This is a genomic window from Roseateles sp. T103 (assembly GCF_057219915.1).
Map to the genome: position 1 here is coordinate 302,684 of NZ_JBXVVS010000002.1, position 23,464 is coordinate 326,147.

Sequence of the window (23,464 nt, forward strand, 5' to 3'; positions counted from 1 at the left end):
CTCCTGACGCAAGGCTGGCTCATCAGCCGAGGTAGCGCGACTGCAGGTGCGCCTTGAAGTGCGCCGGGTTCAGCGCCTCGCCGCTGGCGCGCCACACCAGCTCCGGCGTGTCCCAGCGGCTGCCCTGGCTCCACACGTTCTCGTCCAGCCACGCAAAGATCGGTGCCAGCTCGCCGGCGGCGATCTTGTCGTCAAGCTGCGGGACGGTCTTGCGCATGGTCGCAAACCACTGCGCCGCATACATCGCGCCCAGCGTGTAGCAGGGGAAGTAGCCGTAGAGGCCGCAGCTCCAGTGCACGTCCTGCATGCAGCCGTTGCGGTAGTTGCCGCGCGTGTCCAGGCCCAGCAGCTCCATCATCTTGGCGTCCCACAGCGCCGGAATGTCCTCGCACTCGATCTCGCCCTCGATCAGCGGACGCTCGATCTCGTAGCGCAGGATCACATGCGCCGGGTAGGTCACCTCGTCGGCGTCCACGCGGATGAAGCCGCGCTCGACGCGCGTCATCAGCTTGTTGAGATTGGCGGGTGCGAAGGCCGGCTGCTCGCCCAGGTGCTTGACGATCAGCGGGCTCAACAACCTGGCAAAGCCCGGATGGCTGCCCAACTGCATCTCGAAGGACAGGCTCTGGCTCTCGTGGATGCCCATCGAGCGTGCGCGACCGATGGGCAGGCCCAGCCAGTGGCGCGGCAGCTTCTGCTCATAGCGCGCATGGCCGGTCTCGTGGATGGTGCCGGTCAGCGCGGGCAGGAAGCTGTCCTCTCGGTAGCGCGTGGTCAGGCGCACGTCCTCGGGCACACCGCCGCAGAAGGGATGCGCGCTTTCGTCCAGACGGCCGGCTTCGAAGTCGAAGCCCATCAGCGCCATCGCGTCATGGCCCAGCGCGCGCTGCGCGGCAGTCGCAAACGGGCCCTGCGGCTGCAGCACGGCGTCACCGGCCTGCCTGGCCTGCACCTGCTGGATCAGCCCCGGCAGCCACTGGCGCAGATCGCCGAAGACGCGGTCCACCTCGGCCGCGCGCATGCCCGGCTCGTACTGGTCGAGCAGCGCGTCGTACTTGCTCAGGCCGCTGTCCTCGGCCAGCAGGCGCGCTTCCTCGCGCGCCAGGCGCACCACCTCGCGCAGGTTCTCCAGGAAGCCGGGCCAGTCGTTGGCCGGGCGCTGCGTGCGCCAGGCATGCTCGCAGCGCGCATTGGCCAGCGCCTTGGCCTCGACCAGCGATTGCGGCAGCGCATTGGCGGCGCGCCAGGCGCGCTTCATCTCGCGCAGGTCGGCACGCTGCACCTCGTCGAGCGGCTCCTGCTCGGCACGGGCAAGCAGGTCCTTCAACAGCGGCTCGGTGGCCATCTGATGCAGCAGCCCGCCGATCTCGGCCAGCGCCAGCGAACGCGCTTCGTTGCCCTTGGGCGGCATCATCGCCGACTGGTCCCAGGAGGCGATGGACTGCAGATGGGAAAGCCTGTGCATGCGCTGGTGGCGCGCGCACAGCTCGGCATAGGCGGGGGTAGGTGTGCTCATGGCGGCGATTGTGCCGCGGCGCCATGAGCCTCGCTTGCCAGTGGGCGCTTCAGCGGCCCTGCAAGCGGCGGCGCTGCCAGCCAAGCAGCCCCAGGCCGAGCGCTGCCAGGCCGTAGCTGCCGGGCTCGGGCACGTTGGCGCTGATGCTGATCGTGATGCGATCGGCAGCCTGGGCGGACTCGTCGAGCGTCCAGTCGGCGGTACCGGGCGTGCTACCAAGCGCGTTGCCAAGTTCGAGGTCCAGGTACTCAGCCGGCGAGAACTCGAGTTGCACCACGCTGCTGCCCTCGCCGTAGACGCTGGTGCTACCACCGAAGCTGCGCGTCACACTGCCTACGCTGGAGAAGCTGCCATGACTCAACGTGAAGCGCAGCGACTCCAGACCCCGGCCGGTGTTGTTGAGGATGATGGCGCTGAAGGAAAGTGGCGCCAGCCGGTCGCCGGCGCCGATGCCGTAGCTCAGCGTCACCGGCGACAGGTTGCGAAGGTCCAGGTCAAAGGACAGCAGGCCCTCGTCGCTGTAGTCGGTGACCGTGGTGCCGGCTTGTGCCGAATAGCTCAGCAGCGCGGCGGCCGATGCCTGGCTGCCGCCGAGCAGCGCAGCGGCAGCGATGAGCAGCGAGGGCAGAGTCTTGGTCTTCATGGCAATGTTCTTTCTTGTCGGTTCATATTCGGTGCGACGGCCGCTCACAGCGTGCCGTTGGCCCAGGGGCCGGTGATTGCCAGCGTCACACCCACGTAGAGGTTGACGAAGAGCACGCGGCCATCGGGGCTGAACACCGCACCGGCCCATTCGCTGTTGCGCTGATTGCCCGAAGTGGCGCCGGTCTTGCCCGCGCTGTCGAGTTGGGCGCGGGTGAAGTTGTAGTTGTGACGGGCAAACACATAGCTGCCGCCGTTGGGATGCAGGCCCATCAGACGCTGCTGCGTGACGCTGGCACCGCTGTTCGGACCACTGCTACCGCCGTCCTCGCAGAACACCACGCCGCCGCGCGGGCTGACGCAGAGGTTGTCCGGCGAGTTGCCGACCTGGATGTCGTTGCTGACGAAAACCGCCTGCAGCGTCATGCTCTGCAGGTCCAGCGCCCAGATGCGGCCGGCACGCGCCGGCGAGGTGGTCACCTGCTTGTCAGTGAAGAACACCTTGCCCTGCGCCACCCAGCAGCCCTCGGTGGCGCCGAAGATCGCCGCACCGCGGGCATAGGCCTGGATATAGGGCCCGCTGGCCGAGACATTGCCGACCACCGAGGCCAGCGTGCCGCCGTCCTGGTCCGGGTTGGCGATGTCCACCCACTCGCAGGGGTAGGTCTGGCACAGCGTGGGGTTGCGCAGGTCGGAATTGTTCAGGCCGACCACCTTCAGGCCCTGCAGGCGGCCGCCGGCATGCAGCGAACCCAGGCCGCCGCCGATATTGCTGGGCAGGAAGCGGTACAGGGTGTTGGCATTGCCCTGGTCCTCGGTGAGATACCAGTAGCCGGTCGCCGGATCGATGGCGCTGGCCTCGTGCGCCATGCGGCCCATGCCGACAATGGGCACGGTGCTGGCGGCATTGAGGCTGGTGTCGGCCGGGATCTCGAAGATGTAGCCGTGCTTCTTGCCGGTGCTGCTGACGCTGTTGCTGCGGATCTCCTCGTTGGACAGCCAGGAGCCCCACGTCGTCGCGCCGCCGGCGCAGGGACGGTTGAGGCCGCCGAAGGAGGCATAGCTGCCCACCCAGTTACCGTCGCGCCAGACCAAGTTGGTGTTGCCGCCGATCTGGTAGCTTCCGCTGGTGGTGCCGGTGTCGTACTTGGCCACGCCGGCACGGCCGGCGCCGATGATGTTGGCGGCATTGCTGCTGGTGCTCTGCTCGTGGTTGCGCACCAGGATGATCTCGGTGCTGCGGCCGACGCGGCGCTGCAGCACGACGCCCATGCCGTCGTGCGCCCCCGGGGTGACCAAGCCGTCGGACATGATGTCGCCCCTCCAGCCATAGCTCTTGTAGCTGAAGCCGGCCGGCAGCTCGATCAGCGGCAGGCCGGTGCTGAGGTCATTGACCGGCGCCGTCGGGCCATAAGGGCTGTCCAGCAGCACCGAGGCGGTGGCGGCGGCGCAGCCGCCGGTGGAAGCATTCGCCACGCGGCTGGCCAGCGCTGCGATCGGGCCGCCGAAGGCGGCGGCGACGGCGGCACCGCTGCCCAGCAACAGGCCACGGCGGGTGGAATCGGTCTGACTCATCGGTATCCCTCTCTCATTTCGTGAAGTTGTTCACGAAGGAGTGTCGGGACGCCATGTGTAAGCCAGATGACGCTTCCGTGTCAGCGCCTCAGCCCCCGTTCGGCCAGATCCAGAGCAGCGCCGCCGTCATGGTCAGGTAGCGCGCGAACTTGCCGATCGCCATATAGAGCACGCAGGGCCAGAACGGCAGGCGCAGCCAGCCGGCCACCGCGCACAGCGGATCGCCCACCACCGGCAGCCAGCTCAGCAGGCAGGCCTTGGCGCCGAAGCGCTGCAGCCACTGCAGCGCGCGCAGCTCGGCCGGCTTGCGATGCGCGGCACGCTCATAGACGCGCTCGGCGCCCCAGCCCATCCACCAGCTGATCGCGCCGCCGACGGTATTGCCCGCCGTTGCCACCAGAATCGCCGGCCAGAACAGCTCGGGCGAGAGCTTGATCAGGCCGAACACTGCGGGCTCCGAGCCCATGGGCAGCAGCGTCGCCGAGACCAGCGCGACGATGAACACCGTAGTGAGTCCGTACTGCGGCAGCGCCAGCGCGGCCAGCAGCCAGGCCATGGCTTCATGCATCCAGGCTTCCATGGCGGGCGATTATCGGTGTCGAGCAGGAAGCACTGAGCGCAGCGTCAGCATCGCACCGGGGAGGCGGCGTTATACTTCTGCCTCTTTTTTGAGCACCCGCCCCCTCCTCCCTCCCCATGCAGTCGCCCTTGCGCATCGGCACTCACGAGTTGCCGAACCGGCTCTTCGTCGCCCCGATGGCGGGCGTGACGGATCGCCCGTTCCGCCAGCTGTGCAGGCGCCTGGGTGCGGGCTATGCGGTCAGCGAGATGGTGACCTCGCGCAAGGATCTGTGGAACAGCCTGAAGACTTCGCGCCGCGCCAACCATGACGGCGAGCCAGGGCCGATCGCGGTGCAGATTGCCGGCACCGATGCGGCGATGATGGCCGAGGCCGCGCTCTACAACGTGGACCGCGGCGCGCAGATCATCGACATCAACATGGGCTGCCCGGCCAAGAAGGTCTGCAACAAATGGGCCGGCTCGGCGCTGATGCAGGACGAGCGCCTGGCGCTGCAGATCGTCGACGCGGTGGTGCAGGCCTGCGCGCCACGCGGCGTGCCGGTGACGCTGAAGATGCGCACCGGTTGGTGCCAGGCGGAGAAGAACGCGCTGTCGATCGCCCGCGCCGCCGAGAGCGCCGGCATCGCGATGCTCACCGTGCACGGCCGCACGCGCGAGCAGGGCTACGGCGGCCAGGCCGAGTACGACACCATCGCCGCGGTGAAGGCGGCGCTGCAGATCCCGGTGGTCGCCAACGGCGACATCGACTCGCCCGAGAAGGCCCGCCAGGTGCTGGCCTACACGAAGGCGGACGCACTGATGATCGGCCGGGCGGCGCAAGGCAGGCCCTGGATCTTTGCCGAGATCGCCCACTACCTCGCCACCGGCGAGACGCTGCCGGCGCCGCGCGTGATCGACGCGCGCGACTGGCTGATCGAGCACCTGCACGACCATCACAGCCTCTACGGTGAGCTCACCGGCATGCGCAGCGCGCGCAAGCACATCGGCTGGGCCGTGCGAGCGCTGCCTGGAGGCGAAGCCTTTCGGCAGCAGATGAATCGTCTGGAGAGCTGCGAGGCCCAGGTGGAGGCGCTGAGCCAATGGCTCGGCGGCCTGGCCAAGCAGCACGAGCGCCTGCCCTACCTGCCTGACTTCGGGCTGCAGGCGGCCAACGACGACGACAACAACAACGAGCAAGAAGAAACCAGAAAGCGATGCCTGGCATGACGCCCAAACCCATTGACGTGTGCGTGCGCGAGAACCTCGAGGTCTATTTCCGCGATCTCGACGGCGAGGAGCCGCACTCCATGCACGAGATGCTGATCAAGCTGGTCGAGAAGCCGCTGCTCGAGATGGTCATGCAGCAGACCGGCGGCAACCAGAGCAAGGCCGCCGAGTGGCTGGGCATCAACCGCAACACGCTGCGCCGCAAGCTGACCGAGCACCAGCTGCTGTAAGCGCGACCACCGAATTCAAACTCCCGAGACTGCCATGTCCCAACTCACCGCCCTGATCTCCGTGTCCGACAAGACCGGCATCGTCGAGTTCGCCAAGGAATTGCATGCGCTGAACGTGCGCATCCTCTCCACTGGCGGCACCGCCAAGCTGCTGGCCGATGCCGGGATTCCCGTCACCGAGGTGGCCGAGCACACCGGCTTCCCCGAGATGCTGGACGGCCGCGTCAAGACCCTGCACCCGATGATCCACGGCGGCCTGCTGGCGCGCCGCGATGTCCCTGAGCACATGGCCGCAGCCGGCCAGCACGGCATCACGATGATCGACATCCTGGCGGTCAACCTCTATCCCTTCGAGGCCACGGTGGCCAAGCCCGGCTGCACGCTGGAGGACGCGATCGAGAACATCGACATCGGCGGCCCGGCGATGGTGCGCAGCGCGGCGAAGAACTGGAAGGACGTCACCGTGCTGACCGACGCCGGTCAATACGCCCAAGTGCTCGCCGAGCTGAAGAGTGCGGGCAAGACCAGCGACAAGACCCGCTTCGCCTGCAGCGTGGCTGCCTTCAACCGCATCGCGCAGTACGACGCGGCGATCAGCAACTACCTGAGCGCCCGCCAGGACGACGGCACGCAGGCCGAGTACCCGGGCCAGCTCAACAGCAGCTTCGTCAAGGTGCAGGACCTGCGCTACGGCGAGAACAGCCACCAGACGGCTGCGCTGTATCGCGACCTCTACCCCGCGCCCGGCTCGCTAGTCACGGGCAAGCAGCTGCAGGGCAAGGAGCTCAGCTACAACAACATCGCCGACGCCGACGCGGCGTGGGAGTGCGTGAAGAGCTTCGAGGCACCGGCCTGCGTCATCATCAAGCACGCCAACCCCTGCGGCGTGGCCATCGGCCTGAGCGCTGCCGAGGCCTACAGCAAGGCCTTCAAGACCGACCCGACCAGTGCCTTCGGCGGCATCATCGCCTTCAACCGCGAGGTGGACGGCATGGCGGCCCAGCTGGTGTCCAAGCAGTTCGTCGAGGTGCTGATGGCACCGAGCTTCAGCGCCGAGGCGCTGGAGATCTTCAAGAGCAAGGTCAATGTGCGCCTGCTGCAGATCGAGTTGCCCAAGGCCGGCGGCAAGACCCCCTGGGAGCAAGGCCGCAATGCGCAGGACATCAAGCGCGTCGGCTCCGGCATCCTGGTGCAGACCGCTGACAACCACTTCCTCAAGAAGAGCGACCTGAAGATGGTCACCACGCTGCACCCGACCGCGCTGCAGCTGGAGGACATGATGTTCGCCTGGACCGTGGCCCAGTACGTGAAGAGCAATGCCATCGTCTTCTGCGGCGGCGGCATGACGCTGGGCGTCGGTGCCGGCCAGATGAGCCGCATCGACAGTGCGCGCATCGCGTCGATCAAGGCCGAGAACGCCGGCCTGAGCCTGAAGGGCGCGGTGGTCGCTAGCGACGCCTTCTTCCCCTTCCGTGACGGCCTGGACGTGCTGGCCGATGCCGGCGCCAGCTGCGTGATCCAGCCGGGCGGCTCGATGCGCGACGACGAGGTGATCGCCGCCGCCAACGAGCGTGGCATCGCGATGGTCTTCACCGGCATTCGCCACTTCCGCCACTGAGGCAGGACCGAGGACAGTGCCTGCGCACTGTCCGACGCCTGCCGAAGGCCCTGACCCCTCTCGCGGGCCAAGGCTGAGCTGGGTCCTGGCCCTCGCTATGCAGGTACCTTCCTCAGCACGCGGGCTGTCCTGCCGGCGGCGTCTGAGGCGGGGTCGATGTCGCCCGCGCTCGCTGCCATCGGGGCCGACCGAACTGCACGCCCGGCAAGGCATCTGACGCTAGACTCAGGCCACAGCCCGGCACCCGACAGCAGCCGCCCACACCCGACGCGAGAGCCATTCGATGCAACGCCGCCGTTTCGTCAAGGCGACCTGCCTGGGTTTCGGCGCCGTCGTGCCCGCGTGGTCTTCAGCTGACCGGCCGGCCATCGAAGTGCTGAGCCATTACGACTTCCCCCCGTTCGTGATCGGCCCTGGCACAGGTCTGAGCCACGATCTGATCCGATGCCTGGACAGCGAGTTCCGGCTCCGCTGCGAGTTCAGCCCGCTGCCCCGCCTCAGGCTCGACCGCCGCTTGGCAGAGCATTCTTGGCAGGGCCTGGTTCCCTGGGTGAACCCAGTCTGGTTCGGCGACGCAGCGCGCACGCGCTACATCTGGTCAGCCGCCTTGTTCACCGACGAGGACCTGGTGATCCTGCGGCCCGGCCTCCGGCTGGATTACCAGAACATCAGCAGCCTGCGCGGCCTGACGCTGGGTGGCGTCATTGGCCATGTCTATGCCGATGCCGACCCTGAAGTCGCCGCCGGCCGCATGCGCCGGGAGGACGCCATCTCCATGGAACACACGCTGCGCAAGCTGTTGCTGGGCCGGGTGGATGTGGCGTTCCTGTCACGCAGCGGGCTGCGCTGGTGGGCCGGCCAGCTGCCGGATCTGCGCACATCTGCCAGCATCGCCAGCCAGCCACGCCAACGCTTCCAGCGCCACCTGCTGCTGAGCCCACGCATGCCGGCCCAAACGCGCGAGGCCCTGCTCCAAGCCGTGCTGGACATGCCTCGCAATTCGCTGTGGCGCGCCATGCTCGAGCAGCATGGCCTGCGAGCGGACTGATCGATCTGCAGCGCCCCGGTTCGCAGCGCTCAGCCGTCGCCCCGCAGGGTCTGGTCGGCCAGGCGATTGAGCGTCGCACCATCCCGCCGCCCGTCGCAGTACTTGTCCAGCGCGGCAGCGAACAGCGACTCGGGGCCTGCGACCTGCTCGAACAGCGTCATCGATGAACAGAACTTCAGATCGTCGGGCGGGCCGAAGATTTCGCGCAGGCTGCGGCCCTGCACCGCATTGAGCAGGCGGGTGCATTCGCGCAGCCGCTCGCCCAATACCGGGTGGCCCAGATAGCGCTTGGCCGCATCGAAGTCCGGCAATGCGTAGTACCGCGCCGTCTCGCTGACACCCAGCCCGGCCAGTTGCGGAAAGATGAACCACATCCAGTGGCTGCGCTTGCGGCCCTGGCGCAGCTCCTGCAATACCTGGGCAAACACCGGCTCCTGCGCCTGAAGGAAGCGCTGCGGGTCCAGCCCGTTCGTCCCGGATGCTCCGTCTGAAAGACTGCCCTGCTCCATCTCGCCTCCCGTGAACCACCCGGCGGAGCGCGGTCGGCCGCCAGCCCCTAGGCCGGCTGCGGCGACGGCAGCGACTCGCTAATGCGCCATCTGTACAGCCGTCCGCGGCGCGCTCAGGCTGTCACCCTAGCGACATCGGGCCGCCTGCGCAATATAGAGCCCCGCCTCTAGCACAGGGCCTGCACGCTTGGCGCGGCTGCGCCCAGGGGTTAGCCTCGGGCTCACCTCACAGGAGCCCTTGTGGACCATAACCTCAGCGAGACCCTGCGCCTGGCGCTGGAGACGCAGCGCGCCGCCTTCCGCACCGAGCCCATGCCCAGCCTGGCAGTGCGCCGCGACCGCCTGCAGCGCGTGCTGGAAATGACGCGCAAGCATGCCGACGAGCTGGCTGCGACCATCTCGACCGACTTCGGCCACCGCTCGCGCCACGAGACGCTGCTGGCCGACATCGCCACGGTGGAGATCGCCGCGCGCCATGCGCTGCGCCATCTGCCGCGCTGGATGCGCCAGCGCCGCATGCCCACCGCGCTGCACTACCTGCCCAGCCGCAACCGCCTGATCGCCCAGCCGCTGGGCGTGGTCGGCGTGATCTCGCCCTGGAACTATCCCTACCAGCTGGCGATGAGCCCGGCGCTGGCTGCGCTGGCCGCCGGCAACCGCGTGCTGATCAAGCCTTCGGAGCTGACGCCCGCGACCTCGGCGCTGATGGCGCGCCTGGTCGGCGAGTACTTCGCACCCGAGGAGATGCGCGTCGTCACTGGCGACGTTGCCGTGGGCCGCGCCTTCGCGGCGCTGCCCTTCGACCATCTGTTCTTCACCGGCTCCACGACGGTGGGCAAGGCGGTGGCGCAGGCCGCCGCGCAAAACCTGACCCCGGTGACGCTGGAGCTGGGCGGCAAGTCGCCGGCGCTGGTTCACCCCTCGGCCGACATCGAGCTGGCCGCTGAGCGCATTGCCTTCGGCAAGCTGATCAATGCCGGCCAGACCTGCATCGCACCCGACTACCTGCTGGTGCCGCGCGAGATGCAGGCCGCGATGGTCGATGCGATCGTCGCCGCGGTGCGGCGCCTGTACCCGAGCATCGCCAGCAATCCGGACTACAGCAGCATCGCCGGCGATCGCTTCCATGCCCGGCTGCGCGAGCTGATCAATGATGCCCAGGCCAAGGGCGCCAAGCCCATCCCCACGCACGACGAATCCACCGCCGGCGGCCGCAAGCTGGTGCCGCACCTGCTGCTCGATGTGAACGACAGCATGACGGTGATGCAGCAGGAGATCTTCGGCCCGCTGCTGCCAGTGGTGCCCTACGACAGCGAGCACCAGGCGCTGGACTACATCACGCAGCGCGAGCGCCCGCTGGCGCTGTACTGGTTCGGCCGCGACAGCGCCGCCCGCGACCGCGCCCTCACGCAGACCCATGCCGGCGGCGTCACCGTCAACGGCAGCATCTGGCACATCGGCCAGGAGGACCAGCCCTTCGGCGGTGTCGGGGCCAGCGGCCAGGGCGCCTACCATGGCGTCTGGGGTTTCCACACCTTCACCAAGCTCAAGCCCGTGTTCGTCGAATCGCGCCTGTCCGGCACCCGCCTGTTCCATCCGCCCTACGGCGCCGTGTTCGAGCGCCTGCTGGGCCTCTTGAGGCGCATCGCATGATGATGATGAAGCGTCGCACCCTGCTCAAGGTCGGCATCGGCGCCGGCGTGCTGCTGGCGGTGGCCGGCGGCGGCGTCGCGCTGCTCAAGCCCGGCCTGGTCGACGGCAACAAGCGCCTCGGCCCCGAGGCACGTGCGCTGATGAGCGCCGTCGCGCTGGCGGTGCTGGACGGCTTCTGGCCCGCGGCCGGACCGGCGCGCGATGCCGACATGGCGCGCCATCTCGACCAGCTCGACGCCAGCATCGCCGCGCTGCCCGCCGGCACGCGTGGCGAGCTGGCACAGCTGCTCTCGCTGCTGGCCAGCAGCGGCGGACGCCTGGCGCTCGCCGGTCTTTCCAGCGACTGGGCCAAGGCCAGCGTGGCCGAAGTCGGCGCCGCGCTGGAAGGACTGCGCTACTCCAAGCTGGCGCTGCGCCAGCAGATTTATTTCGCCCTGCGTGACCTCAACGCCGCGGTGTTCTTCACCGAACCCGCGCACTGGGCCCTGGTCGGCTACCCCGGCCCGCGAGACATCTGATGAGCACGACAACGATCAAAGACCCGATCCAGGACGGCCTGGCGCGCGGCTGGAAGGTGCTGGGCGGCGGCCATGGCGCGCTGCCCGAGAAACTGGACTGCGATGTGCTCATCGTCGGCAGCGGTGCCGGCGCCGGCATCACCGCCGAGCTGCTGGCCAAGGCCGGGCTGCGCCTGGTCATCGTCGAGGAAGGGCCACTGCGCTCGTCCAGCCAGTTCCGCCAGCGCGAGGCCGAGGCCTATCCGGCGCTCTACCAGGAAAGCGCCGCGCGCAAGACCGCCGACAAGGCGATCAACATCCTGCAGGGCCGCTGCGTCGGCGGCTCCACCACGGTGAACTGGACCAGCAGCTTCCGCACCCCGCCGGAGACGTTGGGCTGGTGGCAGCGCGAGTTCGGACTCAAGGAACTGGGTGTCGAGCAGATGGCGCCCTGGTTCGAGCAGGTCGAGCGCCGGCTGGGCATCGCCGAATGGACCGGCGAGCCGAACACCAACAACAGCGTGCTGCGCCGCGGCGGGCTGAAGCTCAGCATCGAGGTGCCAACGATGCGCCGCAATGTGCGCGGCTGCTGGAACCTCGGCTCCTGCGGCATGGGCTGCCCGACCAATGCCAAGCAGTCGATGCTGATCACCACCATCCCGGCCGCGCTGGACCAGGGCGCGACGCTGCTGGTGCAGACCCGTGCGGTGGCGCTCGAATGGGATGGCAGCAGCGTCAAGCATCTGCGCTGCCAGCCGGTGGCGCTCAACGGCGATGCCGACGGTGCGCCGTTCACGATCAGCGCCAAGCACTTCGTCATCGCCGGTGGCGCGATCAACTCGCCTGCATTGCTGATGCGCTCGGCGCTGCCCGACCCGCACGGTCGCCTGGGCCAGCGCACCTTCCTGCACCCCACGGTGGTCTCGGCAGCGATGTTCGACGAACGCATCGAGGGCTGGGCCGGCGCGCCGCAGAGCGTCTATTCCGACCACTATCTGTACGCCGCGCCGATCGACGGCCCGATGGGCTACAAGCTCGAGGTCGCGCCGATGCACCCGGCGCTGCTTGCTTCGACCACCGCCGGTCATGGCCAGCCGCTGACCGAGGTGCTCAAAGGCTTCCCGCACTCGCAGGCCATGCTGGCGCTGCTGCGCGACGGCTTCCACCAGGACTCCGCCGGTGGCACGGTGCGGCTGAACAGCGACGGCAGCCCGGTGCTGGACTACCCAATGAACGGCTATCTGATGGACGGCGTGCGCCGCGCGCTGCTGTCGATGGCCGAGCTGCAGTTTGCCGCCGGCGCCAAGAGCGTGACGCCGGTGCACGAGAACGCCAAGGCCTATGGCAGCTGGGCGGAGGCCAAGGCCGCGATAGCGGCCCTGCCCTATGTGCCGTATCAGTCGCGTGTGGTCAGCGCGCATGTGATGGGCGGCTGCGCGATGTCTGCCGACCCCTCGCGCGGCGTCGTGCGGCCGGACGGCCGGCACTGGCAGATCGAGAACCTTTCGGTGCACGACGGCTCGCTGTTCCCCACCAGCATCGGCGCCAACCCGCAGGTCTCGGTCTACGGCCAGGCCGCGCGCCTGTCGATCGCGCTGGCCAAGCAGCTCGCGGGCAAGGATGTGCAGCTGGCCTGAGTTTGCATGGAGCGCGGGGATAATCCGCGCACCATGAGGATCCTCGGCATTGACCCAGGTCTGCAGACCACGGGCTTTGGCATCATCGACGCGGATGGACCCCGCCACGCCTACGTGGCCAGCGGCACCATCAAGACCAGCGGCGTGCCCTCAGGCGATCTGCCTGCGCGGCTGAAGATCCTCTACGACGGCATCCGCGAAGTCGTCGCGCGCTACCAGCCACAGTGCGCGGCCGTGGAGATCGTGTTCGTCAACGTCAACCCGCAGTCCACGCTGCTGCTGGGCCAGGCCCGAGGCGCGGCGCTGACCGCGCTGGTGAGCTGCGATCTGCCGGTGTCCGAATACACCGCGCTGCAGATGAAGAAAGCCATCGTCGGCCACGGCCATGCCAAGAAGGAACAGGTGCAGCTGATGGTGCAGCGCCTGCTCGAGCTGCCCGGCCTGCCAGGCAAGGACGCGTCCGACGCGCTGGGCATCGCCATCATGCATGCCCACGCCAGCGTCTCCTTTGCAGCGATGAGCAAACACACCGAACTGCAGCGCAAGCAGCATGCGCAGTTCAGGGGTGGGCGCACCTACTGAGGCTTCCCTACCCCCGGCGCCGCCGAAGGCAACAGCCCACGCAGCGGCGGCAGCCAGCGCAGCAGCACGGTACCGACGCCCCAGGCCAGCAAGGCACCCGCCAGCACGTCCAGCGGGTAATGCACGCCCAGTCGCACGCGGCTCAGCGCCGCTACCAGCACCAGCAGCGCGATGCCCCAGCGAGCCTGTGGCCAGCGCCACGCGAACAACAGACCCAGCAGGGCTGCATTGGCCGCATGGCCTGAGGGAAAGGACGGATCGCGCGGCTTCACCACCGCGCCCGGCGGGGTGCCGCCTCGCAGCACCACCACGGCCTCTTGCTGCAGCGGCCGCTGGCGCAGCACCGAGTACTTGACCGCTTGATAGGACGCCGCCGTGAGCGCATAGACCAGCGCCATCAGCAGATACAGGCGCGCGAACTCGCGCAGCCCCCGCCGCCAAGTCTGGGCACGCCACTGCGGCAGCGTCAACACCAGCAGGCCCAGCCAAAGCCAGACAGCCCTGGGGCTGCTGGCATCGCTGAGCCCGCGGGCGGCGGCATCCAGCCAGGCTGCGAGCTCCGCCTGGTTGAGGGCGGCGAACAGGGAACGATCGAGGTCGATCAGCGGGGTCAGAAGGGATCCGTCCAGCATGGCGGCTGCACTCTAGCAGCCCCAGCACAGTCGCCGCTCATATCCCCAGGCTGGGGCCCCAATCCTCGATAGCCAAAGGCCTGCCGAACAGATAGCCCTGGAAAAGCTGGCAGCCATGCTCGCGCAGGAAGTCGCGCTGCGACGGCGTTTCCACCCCCTCGGCCACGACCTCCAAGCCCAGCGATCGGCTCATCGCCAGTATGGCGCGCACGATGTCCGCGCTACCGCCATCGTCACCGATGTGCATCACGAAGGATCGGTCGATCTTGAGCTGCGCGAAGGGCAGCTGCCGCAGGTAGGACAGCGAGGAGTACCCAGTGCCGAAATCGTCAAGTGAGAAGCGGATGCCCAGTTCGAGCAGCTGCTTCATGCGCTGCACTGCCTCGCCGACATCGCCGACGATGACGCTCTCGGTGAGCTCAAGTTCGAGCCCCCCCGGCTGCGCTCCCGAGCGGCGCAAGGCCTCGCGCACCATCTCGACGAAATCAGCCTGGTGGAATTGCCTCGTGCTCACGTTGACGGCCATGCGCAGATGGCGCGTGGCCGCCTGCTGTTGCCAGGCGGCCAATTGCATCAGCGCCGTCTCCAGCGCCCAGCGGCCGATAGGCACGATCAGGCCCGACTCTTCGGCCACCGGGATGAATTCGGCTGGCGAGATCATGCGCCCGCTGGCATCACGCCAGCGCAACAAGGCCTCAGCGCCGACGGGCTGCCCCTGCGCGTCCACCTGCACCTGGTAGTGGAGGCGGAAATCACTCCGCTCCAGTCCTTCGCGCAGACCAAACTCGAGCTCAGCACGCGCATTGACCAGGGCCTGCATCTCGGGGCTAAAGAAGCAGATGCGGTTGCGCCCTTGCGCTTTCGCGCGGTGCAGAGCGACCTCCGCCTCCTTGAGCACGGCCTGCGTCTGCACGGCGCTGCCCTGGCACAGCGTGACGCCGGCGCACAGCGAGGGGTAGTAGGCCGCAGCGCCTTCATCGAAGGTGCAAGGCGCCAGCAGATGCGCATGCAGCTTGCGGGCGATGTGTTCGGCCTGGCCGAGCGCTTCCTCGCGGTCGCGGCTGAGCTCGGTGACCACGACGGCAAAGTCGTCGTCCCCGTGCCGTGCCACGGTGTCGGCCTCGCGCAGATGGCTGCTCATGCGCTGGGCCAGATCCTTGAGCAGACGGTCGCCGCTCTCGTGGCCTTGGGTATCGTTGAGCAGGCGGAACCCGTCGACGTCGAACAGCATCAGCGCCACATGATGGCCGCTGCGATCAGTGGGACGAATCGCCTGCGACAGCCGGTCCCACAACAGGGCCCGGTTGGGCAAGCCAGTCAGCGGATCGAAGTAGGCCAGCCTGTGCAACAGCAGCTCGGACTGCTTGCGCTGGGTGATGTCTTCCTTCACGGCGACATAGTGCGTCACCTGCCCGTCGCCGCCGCGGATGGGGGCGATGGTCGCCAGCTCGACAAAGCTGCTGCCGTCCTTGCGGGTGTTGTTGAACTCACCCCGCCAAACCTCGCCGCGCAGCAGCGTCCCCCAGAGGTCCTGGTAGGTCTCAGGAGTCGTGCCGCCCCGATTGAGCAGCCGCGGGTTCCGTCCGATGACCTCGTCATGGCCGTAACCGGTGCTGCGGCTGAAGGCCTCGTTGACGTAAACGATGTCGCCGCGCGTGTCGGTGATCACGATGGCCTCCGGGCTTTGCTCGACCGCCATAGACAGTCGCCGAAGTTCGGCCTCCCGCTTTTCAAGGTCCTCCGCCATGCGGTTGATGCCCTGATCCACCTCACCGAGCTCGGCCACCGCTGAGTGGCGCTGCAGGCGCGTGTCCAGACGTCCAGCGGCGATGCGGCGGATAGCCTCCGCGGTTCGCGCTGCCCAGGATTCGACCAAGCGGTACACCACATAGCGCGAGGCCAGCGCCGACAGCAGCGCAATACCCACCAGCAGCCCGACGCGCAACCAGAACCGCTGGTCGATGCGCGACAGCGAGCGCTCCTGGGGAGCGCCGATGGCCAGCATCAGGCGCGCGTCGCCCAACTGCAAGGTCATGCCCCGGAACACCCGCTGTTGGCCGTCCGGGCCGGCAAACTCCTGCAACAGATCCGGTGTCCCGACCAGCTGCTGCAAGTGCCGCAGCACTCCCGGGTCGAGACGGCCGAGGGGCTCAGCAGCCGGGCCGTCGGGCGCATGGGCAGCCAGCAGGGTTGCATCCTCCGAGACAAGCAGCGCCTGCCAGTCTCGCGGCAGGTTCAGGCTGGCAAGCAGCTGATCAAACCACTCGAGCTTCAATGCCGCAAACAGCACGGCCCGCGTTTCCCCCTGCCCCGTGGCATCCCGAAACGGAAAGCCGAACACCATGCCCGGCCGCCCCGACACCCGTCCGGTGACGAACTCGCCCGCCACCAGGCGATCGACCGCCAAGGCTGTGGCGAACCAACGGCGATCGGCCACGCTGACCGCCTCACGCATGGGCTGACCACTGCAGAACACCTTGCCGTCAGGCAAGGCGGCACCCAGGTTGTTGAAGTCGCTGAAGCTCGCAAGCAGCCGCTGCGCGATGCCGCCGCACTCCTGCGCATCCAGACGTCGAAGATTGTCCGAGCGCGCCATGATCTCGAAGACCAGCTGCACCCGCTGCATCGCTTCGCGCTCGACCTGGCGGGCCACGACGGCCATGCGCTGATGGTCCCCCTCCAGGGCTGCGATCGCATCGCGGCGCTGCTGCCGGTAGTCCTGCACGAGCAGGAACAGCAACGGCAGCACCGCCAGCGCAATGATCAGCCACAGGCTGAGGTGCAGGGATCGGATCGCAGCTTTCATCAAGTGGGCCTGCCATGGTGGCGGCAGCGAGTGGCTCAAGCGTAGCCGACACCCGAGCGCGCGCACAGCCTTGCGCCGTCCAGGATGTGGTCTTGCGGGACATGCAAGCGAAGCGTCAGCTGTGGCAGCGCTTACGATGGGGCCTGTTCTTGCCTGCTGCCGCACATGTTCGGAATCGCCGACTACCCCGCCTTCGTCGCTGCCGTCATCGTCTTTCTGGCCATTCCCGGGCCAGGCAATCTGGCGCTGATCTCGTCCACCGGCCAGGGCGGCATCCGCGGCGGGCTGGCGGCGACGCTGGGCGTGATCCTCGGCGACCAGCTGCTGATGTGGGCTGCGGTCGCGGGCGTGGCCGCCATGCTGGCCACCGCGCCGACGGCATTTGCCGCGATGCAGTGGCTGGGCGCGGCCTATTTGGCCTGGCTGGGGTGGAAGATGCTCGTCGCCAAGCCCGGCGACGGCCCGGTGCTGCAGATCCGCCCGCGCCAGTATCTGCAACAGGCGCTGTTCATCACCCTGCTCAACCCCAAGGCCATCGTCTTCTACATGGCCTTCTTCCCGCTCTTCGTCGACCCGGCCCGCCATCGCGGGCTGATCACCTTCGGCGCCATGGCCCTGACGATCGCGCTGCTCACCTTCGCCTACGGCTTGGCCGTCACGCTGCTGACCCACTACCTGGCCGAGCGCATCCGCCAGGCGCCGCGCATCTCGGGCGCGCTGCAAAAGCTCGGCGGCGTGGTGCTGATCGGCTTCGGGCTGAAGCTGGCGCTGTCGCGCTGACGCCGACTGAATCCCCCTAGTTTTCCGCTTCAGCGCCCAGCGGACGTGGCCGATATCACGGATTCGCAGCCAGCATGGCGCCAGGCTTTGCCTTTGTTAGGGCGATGCCATAGCCTGCGTCCTGCAGCGAGCTGTTTTGCTGTCGTCCACCAAGGAGGTCATTTCCATGCGCAAACGCAATTTCCTCAGCTGGATTCCTGCCCTGGCGCTGAGCCTGGGCGTGCTGGCCCCGGCCCAGGCGGCCGAGACGCCGACCAGCCTGGCCGGAGTCAAGGTCGTCAAGGCAGACGAGGCCAAGAAGATGCTCGATGCCGGCGTGCCGCTGATCGACACGCGCGTCGCGGCTGAGTACGCCGAGAAGACCATCAAGGGCGCAAAGAGCGTGCCTTACCGGGAGAAGAGCGCCAAGGCGGTGGACTTCGACGCCACGCAGGACCAGTTCGACCTCTCCAAGCTGCCGACGGACAAGAATGCTCCGGTGGTGTTCTTCTGCAATGCCGGCGAATGCTGGAAGAGCTACAAGGCCTCGGTGCTGGCGCTGAAGGCCGGCCACAAGCAGGTGCACTGGTTCCGCGGCGGCATGCCGGAGTGGACCTCCAAGGGCCTGCCCACGCAGTGAGCCCCAGGGGCTGACAGGAGCTCGGCGCCCGCCCGCGTGCTGCCGGCGGGCGCTCTTGCATTTGGCGGCAGCCACAGCGTGCCGCCCAGGGAGTCAACAACACCATGCGAGCCCTCAATCTGACCATCAAGGGCCGGCTGTGGCTGCTGGCCGGCCTGGCCGTGCTGGGCATGACGCTGATCGCGGTGCTGGCGCTGGCCACCAACCGCATCAACGCACGTGCGCTGGACCAGCTCTACGAGCGCGACACGCTCAGCCTGCTGCGCATGCAGCGCATCGAGAACAGCCTGCTGGAGGTGCGCTTTCGCGTCGCCGGCGTGCTGCTGGATCAGCTGCCCGTCCCCGGTTCGCTGAACCATCTGAAGGAGGTGCGCCAGGAGCTGAGCACGCTGTGGCGCGACCTGGAACCCGTGGCGCGCACGATCTTCGTCGACGAGCAGTCGGCCCCTCAACTCGAACAGCTGGTCAAGGGCTGGCCGCAAGTCGATGCGACGCTGGCCAAGTTCGAGGCTGCCTACGGCGCCAAGGACAAGAACCAGCTCGGCAGTCTGCTCGAGGAAGAGTGGCCACTGATGCACAAGAGCGCGGTGAAACCGCTGCAGGCGCTGATCCCCGCGGCGCAGCAGCAGGCGCAGACGCTCTACACCGATGTGCAGGCCACCAGCACGCGCTTGCTCGCGGTGGCGGTGGTCGGCGGCGGCATCGCCGTGGGCGTCCTGGTGGTGTTCGCCTGGCTGACGCTGCGCTCGGTACTGCGGCCGCTGAGCGAAGTGCGCCTGTCCATGCAGCGCATCGCCGAAGGCGACTTGGCCGCGCCGCTGCCGCAGCGGCGCACCGACGAGCTGGGCCAGATGATCGCGGCACTGACCGAGATGCAGAGCCATCTGGCGGGCATCGTCGGCCAGGTGCGCCATGCCACCGACAGCATCGCCACCGCCAGCCGCGAGATCGCCAGCGGCGCGCAGGACCTCAGCCAGCGCACCGAGAACACCGCCTCCAGCCTGCAGCAGGCCGCCTCGTCCATGCACGAGCTCACCGGCACCGTGCGCCAGTCGGCCGAGGCCGCGCAGCAGGCCAACCAGCTGGCCGGCTCGGCCGCGGACGTGGCGGCACGCGGCGGCAGCGTCGTCGCGCAGGTGGTGAGCACCATGGAGAGCATCAGCCACAGCTCGAAGAAGATCGCCGACATCATCAGCGTCATCGACGGCATCGCCTTCCAGACCAATATCCTGGCGCTCAATGCCGCGGTGGAGGCGGCGCGCGCCGGCGAGCAGGGTCGGGGCTTCGCGGTGGTGGCGGGTGAGGTGCGCAGCCTGGCAGGCCGCTCGGCCGAGGCCGCACGCGAGATCAAGAGCCTGATCGGCGCCTCGGTCGACAACGTCGATTCCGGCAGCCGCCTGGTTGCCGAGGCGGGCGCCACGATGCAGGAGATTGTCGGCTCGGTGCAGCGCGTCACCGACATCATTGCCGAGATCAGCGCGGCCAGCGTCGAGCAGTCGGACGGCATCGTGCGCATCAACGGCTCGGTCGGCGAGCTGGATCAGATGACGCAGCAGAATGCGGCCCTGGTCGAGCAGAGCGCCGCCTCGGCAGAAAGCCTGCAGGAGCAGGCCGCGCGCCTGGCCGAGGTGATGGCGGTGTTCAAGCTCTGAGGCCGCCGCGTCCCTGCCCGCATGGCTGCTGACAGGCACTGTCAGCAGCCACGGGCGGCCGGTCGTGCCGGCTTGGCAGAATGCATCGCTTCGAATTGCCTGCTGCCCTTTCCTGCATGACCCTCACCCAGCTGATCGCCGGCCATGTGCGCCGGCACGGCTTCGCCTATGCCTCGGCAGCCGCGATGCTCGCCGTCATCGCGCTGCTGACGGTGTGGATTCCACGCCAGGTCGGCCACATCGTCGATGCGCTGGCCGCCGGACAGCTGCAGGGGCGCGCGCTGCTCGTCGAGCTGGGCTGGCTGTTCGCCGCCGGCGCCACCATCTACCTGCTGCGCGCCGGCTGGCGGCTGATGCTCTTCGGTGCCGCCTACAAGCTGGGCCGCGATCTGCGCCTGCGTCTGTACCGCGTGCTGACGCTGCAGGGCCCGGCCTTCTTCCAGGCCCAACGCACCGGCGACCTGATGGCGCTGGCCACCAACGATGTGGATGCGGTGGAGATGGCCGCCGGCGAAGCGCTGCTGGCTGCTTTCGACGGCAGCCTGACGCTGATCCTCGTTGTCGCGATGATGACCGCCGGCATCGACTGGCGGCTGGGCCTGGCCGCGCTGCTGCCCTTCCCGCTGATGGCGCTGGCCTTCAAGCACATCTCCGAGCATGTGCATCAGGCCTGGGCGGCGTCGCTGGAGCGCTTCTCCAAGCTCAACCAGCATGCGCAGGAGGGGCTGGCCAGCGTGCGCACGCTGCGCGCTTTAGGCCTGACCGGCCGCAATGCGCAGCAGTTCTCCGCGCTGGCCGACCATGCCGGCGAGGCCAGCTACCGCGCGCAGCGCTGGGAAGCGGCCTACGAGCCGGCCGTAGGCATGACGCTGACCGCAGCCACCGCGATCGCGCTGGGCCTGGGCGGCTGGCTGGTGGCGCAGGGTGAACTGAGCATCGGCAAGCTCACCGCGTTCACGATGTACCTGGGCCAGCTGATCTGGCCGATGTTCGCCGCCGGCTGGGTGCTCTCGCTGCTGGAGCGTGGCCGTGCCGCCTGGCAGCGCCTGGGGCCCATGCTCGATGCGCCGCCGACGCTGGTCGATGGCGGCGGCGCGCAGCCGGCGCCGCAGGCCGAGCTGCGCATCGAACACCTGGACTTCGCCTATCCGGCGGCGGCAGGCCAGGCCGCGCCGGCGCCCGCTCTGCAGGACATTGCGCTGACGCTGCCGCCGGGCCGCACGCTGGGCATCGTCGGCCCCACCGGCTCCGGCAAGAGCACGCTGATCAAGCTGCTGCTGCGCCAGCACGAGCCCGATGGCGGCAGCATCACGCTGGGTGGCCAGCCGCTGCCGGCTTTGCGCCTGCAGGCGCTGCGCGCGCACATCGCCTGGGTGCCTCAGGAGCCCTTCCTCTTCTCCGCTTCGATCGCCGAGAACATCGCGCTGGCACGACCTGACTCCAGCGCCGCCGAGATCGAGGCCGCTGCCAGGCTGGCCGCGGTGCACGAGGACATCGCGCGGCTGCCGCAGGGCTATGCCACCGTGGTCGGCGAGCGCGGCATCACGCTGTCCGGCGGCCAGCGCCAGCGCGTGGCGATCGCGCGCGCGCTGCTCGGCGCGGCGCCGCTGCTGCTGCTCGACGATGCGCTGTCGGCGGTGGACACCGGCACCGAGACCGAGATCCTGGACCATCTGCGCACGCTGCGCGAGCAGCATCCGGAGCGCAGCGCCCTCATCGTCAGCCACCGCTTGAGCGCAGTGATGGAGGCCGACGAGATCGTCGTGCTGAAGGCCGGCCGCATCGTCGAGCGCGGTAGCCACGAGTCGCTGCTGGCGCGGGGCGGCTGGTATGCGGCGCAGTGGCGTTACCAGCAGCTGGAGGCTTCACTGAATGAGCACTGAGATCGAAGCCCGGCCTGCCACGCGCCGCTCGGCCTGGGCAGCCTTGCGCCTGCTGATCGAGGCGGCGTCCGGCGAGCGCGGCAATCTGCTGCGCGGTGTGTTCTGGCTGATGCTGGCCACCGGCCTGGAGGCGCTGGGGCCGCTGATCGGCAAGCACTTCATCGACAACTATCTGCTGCCCGGGCAGTTCGATGCGCAGGCCATGGGCCTGCTGCTCGCGGTGCTGGTGCTCAGCGGCTGGGCCGCCGCCTGGCTGCGCTATGGGCAGCTGGCGCGCATGGCCGGCATCGCGCGGCGCGCGGTGCTGCGCCTGCGCGAGCGCGTCTACAGCCATGTGCTGGCGCTGCCCATGGCCTTCTTCGACAAGGCCATCACCGGCCAGCTGCTCAGCCGTGTCACCAACGACAGCGAGGCGGTCAACCAGCTCTACCGCCAGGTGCTGTTCGTGATGCTGGACTCCAGCATCATGGTCGCTGGCACGCTGATCGCGATGGCCTGGCTGGACTGGCGGCTGATGCTCGTCGTCGCGCTGCTGCTGCCAGCGATGGTGCTGATCGTCACGCTGTACCAGCGCCTCTCGAGCGCCGCGGTGACGCGCTCGCGCGAGCTGCGCAGCGACATCAACGCGCAAATGGCCGAGAGCATGTCGGGCATGGCGGTGCTGCAGGCCGCCGGTGCGGCGCCGCGCTTCGCGGCGCGCTTCACCGCGACCAATCAAGCGCAGCTGAAGGCCCGCAAGGACGAACTGCGCGCCAATGCCTGGCTGCTGCGCCCGGCGCTGGACCTGCTCAACGTGCTGCTGGTGATCGCGGTGATCTACGGCTTCGGCCAGCGCGAGCTGGGCGTGGCCGGCCAGGCGCTGCAGGTGGGCCTGCTCTATGCCTTCCTCAGCTATATCGCCCGCGTCGTGGAGCCGCTGATCCAGATCACCATGCAGTTCAGCCTGCTGCAGCAGTCGCTGGTGGCGGCCAACCGGCTGCGCGAGTTGCTCGGCGAGACGCGGCCGGCATCGCAAGCCGAGGCCGGGCGTGGCATCAGCCGCGGCCATGTGCAGATCGAGCAGCTGCAGTTCGGCTACGACGCCACGCAGCCGGTGCTGCAGGGCTTGAACCTGGACATCGCGCCGGGCAGCTTCGTCGGCATCGTCGGACACACCGGCAGCGGCAAGTCCACGCTGCTGTCGCTGCTGCTGCGCTTCTACTCACCGCAGCAGGGGCGCATCCTGATCGACGGGCAGGCACTGGCGAGCATCCCCGATGCCGAGTTCCGTGCGCGCATCGGCCTGGTGCCGCAGGAGCCCTATCTGGTCGCCGGCACCGCCCGCGAGAACATCGCGATGGGCCGCGAGATCAGCGAGGCGGACATCGTCGCCGCCGCGCGCGCCGCGCGGGTGCACGAGTTCATCGAGTCATTGCCGCAGGGCTACGACACGTTGCTGGGCGAAGGCGGCGCGCGTGTCTCCACTGGGCAGAAGCAGCTGATCGCGATGGCGCGCGCGCTGGTCGGGGCGCCGACGCTGCTCTTCCTCGACGAGGCCACCTCCAATATCGACAGCGCGACCGAGGCGCTGATCAGCGAAGCCTTGCTGGCCTTGCGAGGCCGCGTGACAGTGGTAGCGATCGCGCACCGGCTGTCCACCATCCGCGAGGCCGACCAAATCGTCGTGCTCAGCCACGGCCACCTGGCCGAGCGCGGCAGGCATGCTGAGCTGATGGCGATCGAGAGCGGCATCTACCAGCGTCTGGTGCAACTGCAGGCGCTGGAGGAGTGAGGCGCGGAGGACCGCGCCCGGCCGCG

The 23,464-nt window shown here is 68.5% G+C and carries 20 protein-coding genes; 13 read left to right on the forward strand and 7 right to left on the reverse strand.

Features of this window, described 5'->3' with window-relative positions:
* Nucleotides 1-22: 22 nt before the first annotated feature.
* The 4 genes from AC2EBS_RS07840 to AC2EBS_RS07855 all read right to left on the reverse strand — a co-directional run bounded on the left by AC2EBS_RS07840 (nucleotide 23) and on the right by AC2EBS_RS07855 (nucleotide 4,313).
* Nucleotides 23-1,516 carry a carboxypeptidase M32 gene (locus AC2EBS_RS07840; protein WP_484727832.1) on the reverse strand — a complete coding sequence of 498 codons (1,494 nt, stop codon included), beginning with the start codon at nucleotides 1,514-1,516 and terminating at the stop codon, nucleotides 23-25.
* Between the two features lie 49 nt (nucleotides 1,517-1,565).
* Nucleotides 1,566-2,159 (reverse strand): PEP-CTERM sorting domain-containing protein, encoded by a 594-nt coding sequence (locus AC2EBS_RS07845; RefSeq protein ID WP_484727833.1) that lies wholly within the window; start codon nucleotides 2,157-2,159, stop codon nucleotides 1,566-1,568.
* Nucleotides 2,160-2,203: 44 nt separating this feature from the next.
* Nucleotides 2,204-3,733: an alkaline phosphatase PhoX gene (locus AC2EBS_RS07850; RefSeq protein ID WP_484727834.1), complete on the reverse strand. Its 1,530-nt coding sequence runs from the start codon at nucleotides 3,731-3,733 to the stop codon at nucleotides 2,204-2,206.
* Between the two features lie 88 nt (nucleotides 3,734-3,821).
* On the reverse strand, nucleotides 3,822-4,313 hold the full coding sequence (locus tag AC2EBS_RS07855; RefSeq protein ID WP_484727835.1) for a YqaA family protein: 492 nt from the start codon (nucleotides 4,311-4,313) through the stop codon (nucleotides 3,822-3,824).
* Nucleotides 4,314-4,429: 116 nt separating this feature from the next.
* Here AC2EBS_RS07855 and dusB point away from each other — a divergent pair, with 116 nt between their 5' ends.
* From dusB to AC2EBS_RS07875, 4 genes are all read left to right on the forward strand, one after another.
* The gene (gene dusB / locus AC2EBS_RS07860) at nucleotides 4,430-5,521 is read left to right on the forward strand and encodes a tRNA dihydrouridine synthase DusB (RefSeq protein WP_484727836.1); all 1,092 of its coding nucleotides are present in this window, start codon (nucleotides 4,430-4,432) and stop codon (nucleotides 5,519-5,521) included.
* Nucleotides 5,518-5,751, forward strand: a complete 234-nt coding sequence (locus AC2EBS_RS07865; RefSeq protein ID WP_484727837.1) for a Fis family transcriptional regulator — start codon at nucleotides 5,518-5,520, stop codon at nucleotides 5,749-5,751. Before dusB ends, AC2EBS_RS07865 begins: the two co-directional genes overlap by 4 nt.
* A gap of 34 nt (nucleotides 5,752-5,785) precedes the next feature.
* Nucleotides 5,786-7,369 (forward strand): bifunctional phosphoribosylaminoimidazolecarboxamide formyltransferase/IMP cyclohydrolase, encoded by a 1,584-nt coding sequence (gene purH, locus AC2EBS_RS07870; protein ID WP_484727838.1) that lies wholly within the window; start codon nucleotides 5,786-5,788, stop codon nucleotides 7,367-7,369.
* A 283-nt stretch (nucleotides 7,370-7,652) separates the two neighbouring features.
* Nucleotides 7,653-8,417, forward strand: coding sequence for a hypothetical protein (locus AC2EBS_RS07875; protein ID WP_484727839.1), 765 nt, complete (start codon nucleotides 7,653-7,655; stop codon nucleotides 8,415-8,417).
* 29 nt (nucleotides 8,418-8,446) lie between these two features.
* Here the strand turns inward: AC2EBS_RS07875 and AC2EBS_RS07880 are convergent, their stop codons facing one another.
* Nucleotides 8,447-8,926 carry a DUF1810 domain-containing protein gene (locus AC2EBS_RS07880; protein WP_484727840.1) on the reverse strand — a complete coding sequence of 160 codons (480 nt, stop codon included), beginning with the start codon at nucleotides 8,924-8,926 and terminating at the stop codon, nucleotides 8,447-8,449.
* Between the two features lie 240 nt (nucleotides 8,927-9,166).
* Between AC2EBS_RS07880 and AC2EBS_RS07885 the strand changes: the two genes are divergently transcribed.
* From AC2EBS_RS07885 to ruvC, 4 genes are read left to right on the forward strand one after another with little or no spacing between them, the layout of a single operon-like run.
* The gene (locus tag AC2EBS_RS07885) at nucleotides 9,167-10,579 is read left to right on the forward strand and encodes a coniferyl aldehyde dehydrogenase (protein ID WP_484727841.1); all 1,413 of its coding nucleotides are present in this window, start codon (nucleotides 9,167-9,169) and stop codon (nucleotides 10,577-10,579) included.
* Nucleotides 10,576-11,097, forward strand: a complete 522-nt coding sequence (locus tag AC2EBS_RS07890; RefSeq protein WP_484727842.1) for a hypothetical protein — start codon at nucleotides 10,576-10,578, stop codon at nucleotides 11,095-11,097. The genes AC2EBS_RS07885 and AC2EBS_RS07890 overlap by 4 nt, the downstream gene beginning before the upstream one ends.
* Nucleotides 11,097-12,713, forward strand: a complete 1,617-nt coding sequence (locus AC2EBS_RS07895; RefSeq protein WP_484727843.1) for a GMC family oxidoreductase N-terminal domain-containing protein — start codon at nucleotides 11,097-11,099, stop codon at nucleotides 12,711-12,713. Before AC2EBS_RS07890 ends, AC2EBS_RS07895 begins: the two co-directional genes overlap by 1 nt.
* Nucleotides 12,714-12,746: 33 nt before the next feature.
* Nucleotides 12,747-13,295 carry a crossover junction endodeoxyribonuclease RuvC gene (gene ruvC / locus AC2EBS_RS07900; protein WP_484727844.1) on the forward strand — a complete coding sequence of 183 codons (549 nt, stop codon included), beginning with the start codon at nucleotides 12,747-12,749 and terminating at the stop codon, nucleotides 13,293-13,295.
* Here ruvC and AC2EBS_RS07905 read toward each other — a convergent pair.
* Both AC2EBS_RS07905 and AC2EBS_RS07910 read right to left on the reverse strand, forming a co-directional pair.
* Nucleotides 13,289-13,927 carry a phosphatase PAP2 family protein gene (locus tag AC2EBS_RS07905; RefSeq protein ID WP_484727845.1) on the reverse strand — a complete coding sequence of 213 codons (639 nt, stop codon included), beginning with the start codon at nucleotides 13,925-13,927 and terminating at the stop codon, nucleotides 13,289-13,291. The two genes, ruvC and AC2EBS_RS07905, sit on opposite strands and share 7 nt — an antisense overlap.
* Before the next feature lie 37 nt (nucleotides 13,928-13,964).
* Nucleotides 13,965-16,898 carry a bifunctional diguanylate cyclase/phosphodiesterase gene (locus AC2EBS_RS07910; protein WP_484727846.1) on the reverse strand — a complete coding sequence of 978 codons (2,934 nt, stop codon included), beginning with the start codon at nucleotides 16,896-16,898 and terminating at the stop codon, nucleotides 13,965-13,967.
* On the opposite strand from AC2EBS_RS07910, the gene AC2EBS_RS07915 reads away from it, so the two are divergent.
* The 5 genes from AC2EBS_RS07915 to AC2EBS_RS07935 all read left to right on the forward strand — a co-directional run bounded on the left by AC2EBS_RS07915 (nucleotide 16,899) and on the right by AC2EBS_RS07935 (nucleotide 23,438).
* A complete protein-coding gene (locus AC2EBS_RS07915; protein WP_484727847.1) occupies nucleotides 16,899-17,513 on the forward strand; it encodes a LysE family transporter in 615 nt (204 codons plus the stop codon).
* Nucleotides 17,514-17,679: 166 nt separating this feature from the next.
* On the forward strand, nucleotides 17,680-18,132 hold the full coding sequence (locus AC2EBS_RS07920) for a rhodanese-like domain-containing protein (protein WP_484727848.1): 453 nt from the start codon (nucleotides 17,680-17,682) through the stop codon (nucleotides 18,130-18,132).
* Between the two features lie 104 nt (nucleotides 18,133-18,236).
* Nucleotides 18,237-19,784 (forward strand): methyl-accepting chemotaxis protein, encoded by a 1,548-nt coding sequence (locus AC2EBS_RS07925; RefSeq protein WP_484727849.1) that lies wholly within the window; start codon nucleotides 18,237-18,239, stop codon nucleotides 19,782-19,784.
* A 116-nt stretch (nucleotides 19,785-19,900) separates the two neighbouring features.
* A complete protein-coding gene (locus AC2EBS_RS07930; protein WP_484727850.1) occupies nucleotides 19,901-21,667 on the forward strand; it encodes an ABC transporter transmembrane domain-containing protein in 1,767 nt (588 codons plus the stop codon).
* Nucleotides 21,657-23,438, forward strand: coding sequence for an ABC transporter ATP-binding protein (locus AC2EBS_RS07935; protein WP_484727851.1), 1,782 nt, complete (start codon nucleotides 21,657-21,659; stop codon nucleotides 23,436-23,438). The genes AC2EBS_RS07930 and AC2EBS_RS07935 overlap by 11 nt, the downstream gene beginning before the upstream one ends.
* Nucleotides 23,439-23,464: the final 26 nt, after the last annotated feature.

Excerpts from the sequence above, each read along its gene's own strand:
- AC2EBS_RS07840 (WP_484727832.1), bottom strand. The coding sequence starts at position 1,516 with ATGAGCACACCTACCCCCGCCTATGCCGAGCTGTGCGCGCGCCACCAG.
- AC2EBS_RS07845 (WP_484727833.1), bottom strand. The coding sequence starts at position 2,159 with ATGAAGACCAAGACTCTGCCCTCGCTGCTCATCGCTGCCGCTGCGCTG.
- AC2EBS_RS07850 (WP_484727834.1), bottom strand. The coding sequence starts at position 3,733 with ATGAGTCAGACCGATTCCACCCGCCGTGGCCTGTTGCTGGGCAGCGGT.
- AC2EBS_RS07855 (WP_484727835.1), bottom strand. The coding sequence starts at position 4,313 with ATGGAAGCCTGGATGCATGAAGCCATGGCCTGGCTGCTGGCCGCGCTG.
- dusB (WP_484727836.1), top strand. The coding sequence starts at position 4,430 with ATGCAGTCGCCCTTGCGCATCGGCACTCACGAGTTGCCGAACCGGCTC.
- AC2EBS_RS07865 (WP_484727837.1), top strand. The coding sequence starts at position 5,518 with ATGACGCCCAAACCCATTGACGTGTGCGTGCGCGAGAACCTCGAGGTC.
- purH (WP_484727838.1), top strand. The coding sequence starts at position 5,786 with ATGTCCCAACTCACCGCCCTGATCTCCGTGTCCGACAAGACCGGCATC.
- AC2EBS_RS07875 (WP_484727839.1), top strand. The coding sequence starts at position 7,653 with ATGCAACGCCGCCGTTTCGTCAAGGCGACCTGCCTGGGTTTCGGCGCC.
- AC2EBS_RS07880 (WP_484727840.1), bottom strand. The coding sequence starts at position 8,926 with ATGGAGCAGGGCAGTCTTTCAGACGGAGCATCCGGGACGAACGGGCTG.
- AC2EBS_RS07890 (WP_484727842.1), top strand. The coding sequence starts at position 10,576 with ATGATGATGATGAAGCGTCGCACCCTGCTCAAGGTCGGCATCGGCGCC.
- AC2EBS_RS07895 (WP_484727843.1), top strand. The coding sequence starts at position 11,097 with ATGAGCACGACAACGATCAAAGACCCGATCCAGGACGGCCTGGCGCGC.
- ruvC (WP_484727844.1), top strand. The coding sequence starts at position 12,747 with ATGAGGATCCTCGGCATTGACCCAGGTCTGCAGACCACGGGCTTTGGC.
- AC2EBS_RS07905 (WP_484727845.1), bottom strand. The coding sequence starts at position 13,927 with ATGCTGGACGGATCCCTTCTGACCCCGCTGATCGACCTCGATCGTTCC.
- AC2EBS_RS07915 (WP_484727847.1), top strand. The coding sequence starts at position 16,899 with ATGTTCGGAATCGCCGACTACCCCGCCTTCGTCGCTGCCGTCATCGTC.
- AC2EBS_RS07920 (WP_484727848.1), top strand. The coding sequence starts at position 17,680 with ATGCGCAAACGCAATTTCCTCAGCTGGATTCCTGCCCTGGCGCTGAGC.
- AC2EBS_RS07925 (WP_484727849.1), top strand. The coding sequence starts at position 18,237 with ATGCGAGCCCTCAATCTGACCATCAAGGGCCGGCTGTGGCTGCTGGCC.
- AC2EBS_RS07930 (WP_484727850.1), top strand. The coding sequence starts at position 19,901 with ATGACCCTCACCCAGCTGATCGCCGGCCATGTGCGCCGGCACGGCTTC.
- AC2EBS_RS07935 (WP_484727851.1), top strand. The coding sequence starts at position 21,657 with ATGAGCACTGAGATCGAAGCCCGGCCTGCCACGCGCCGCTCGGCCTGG.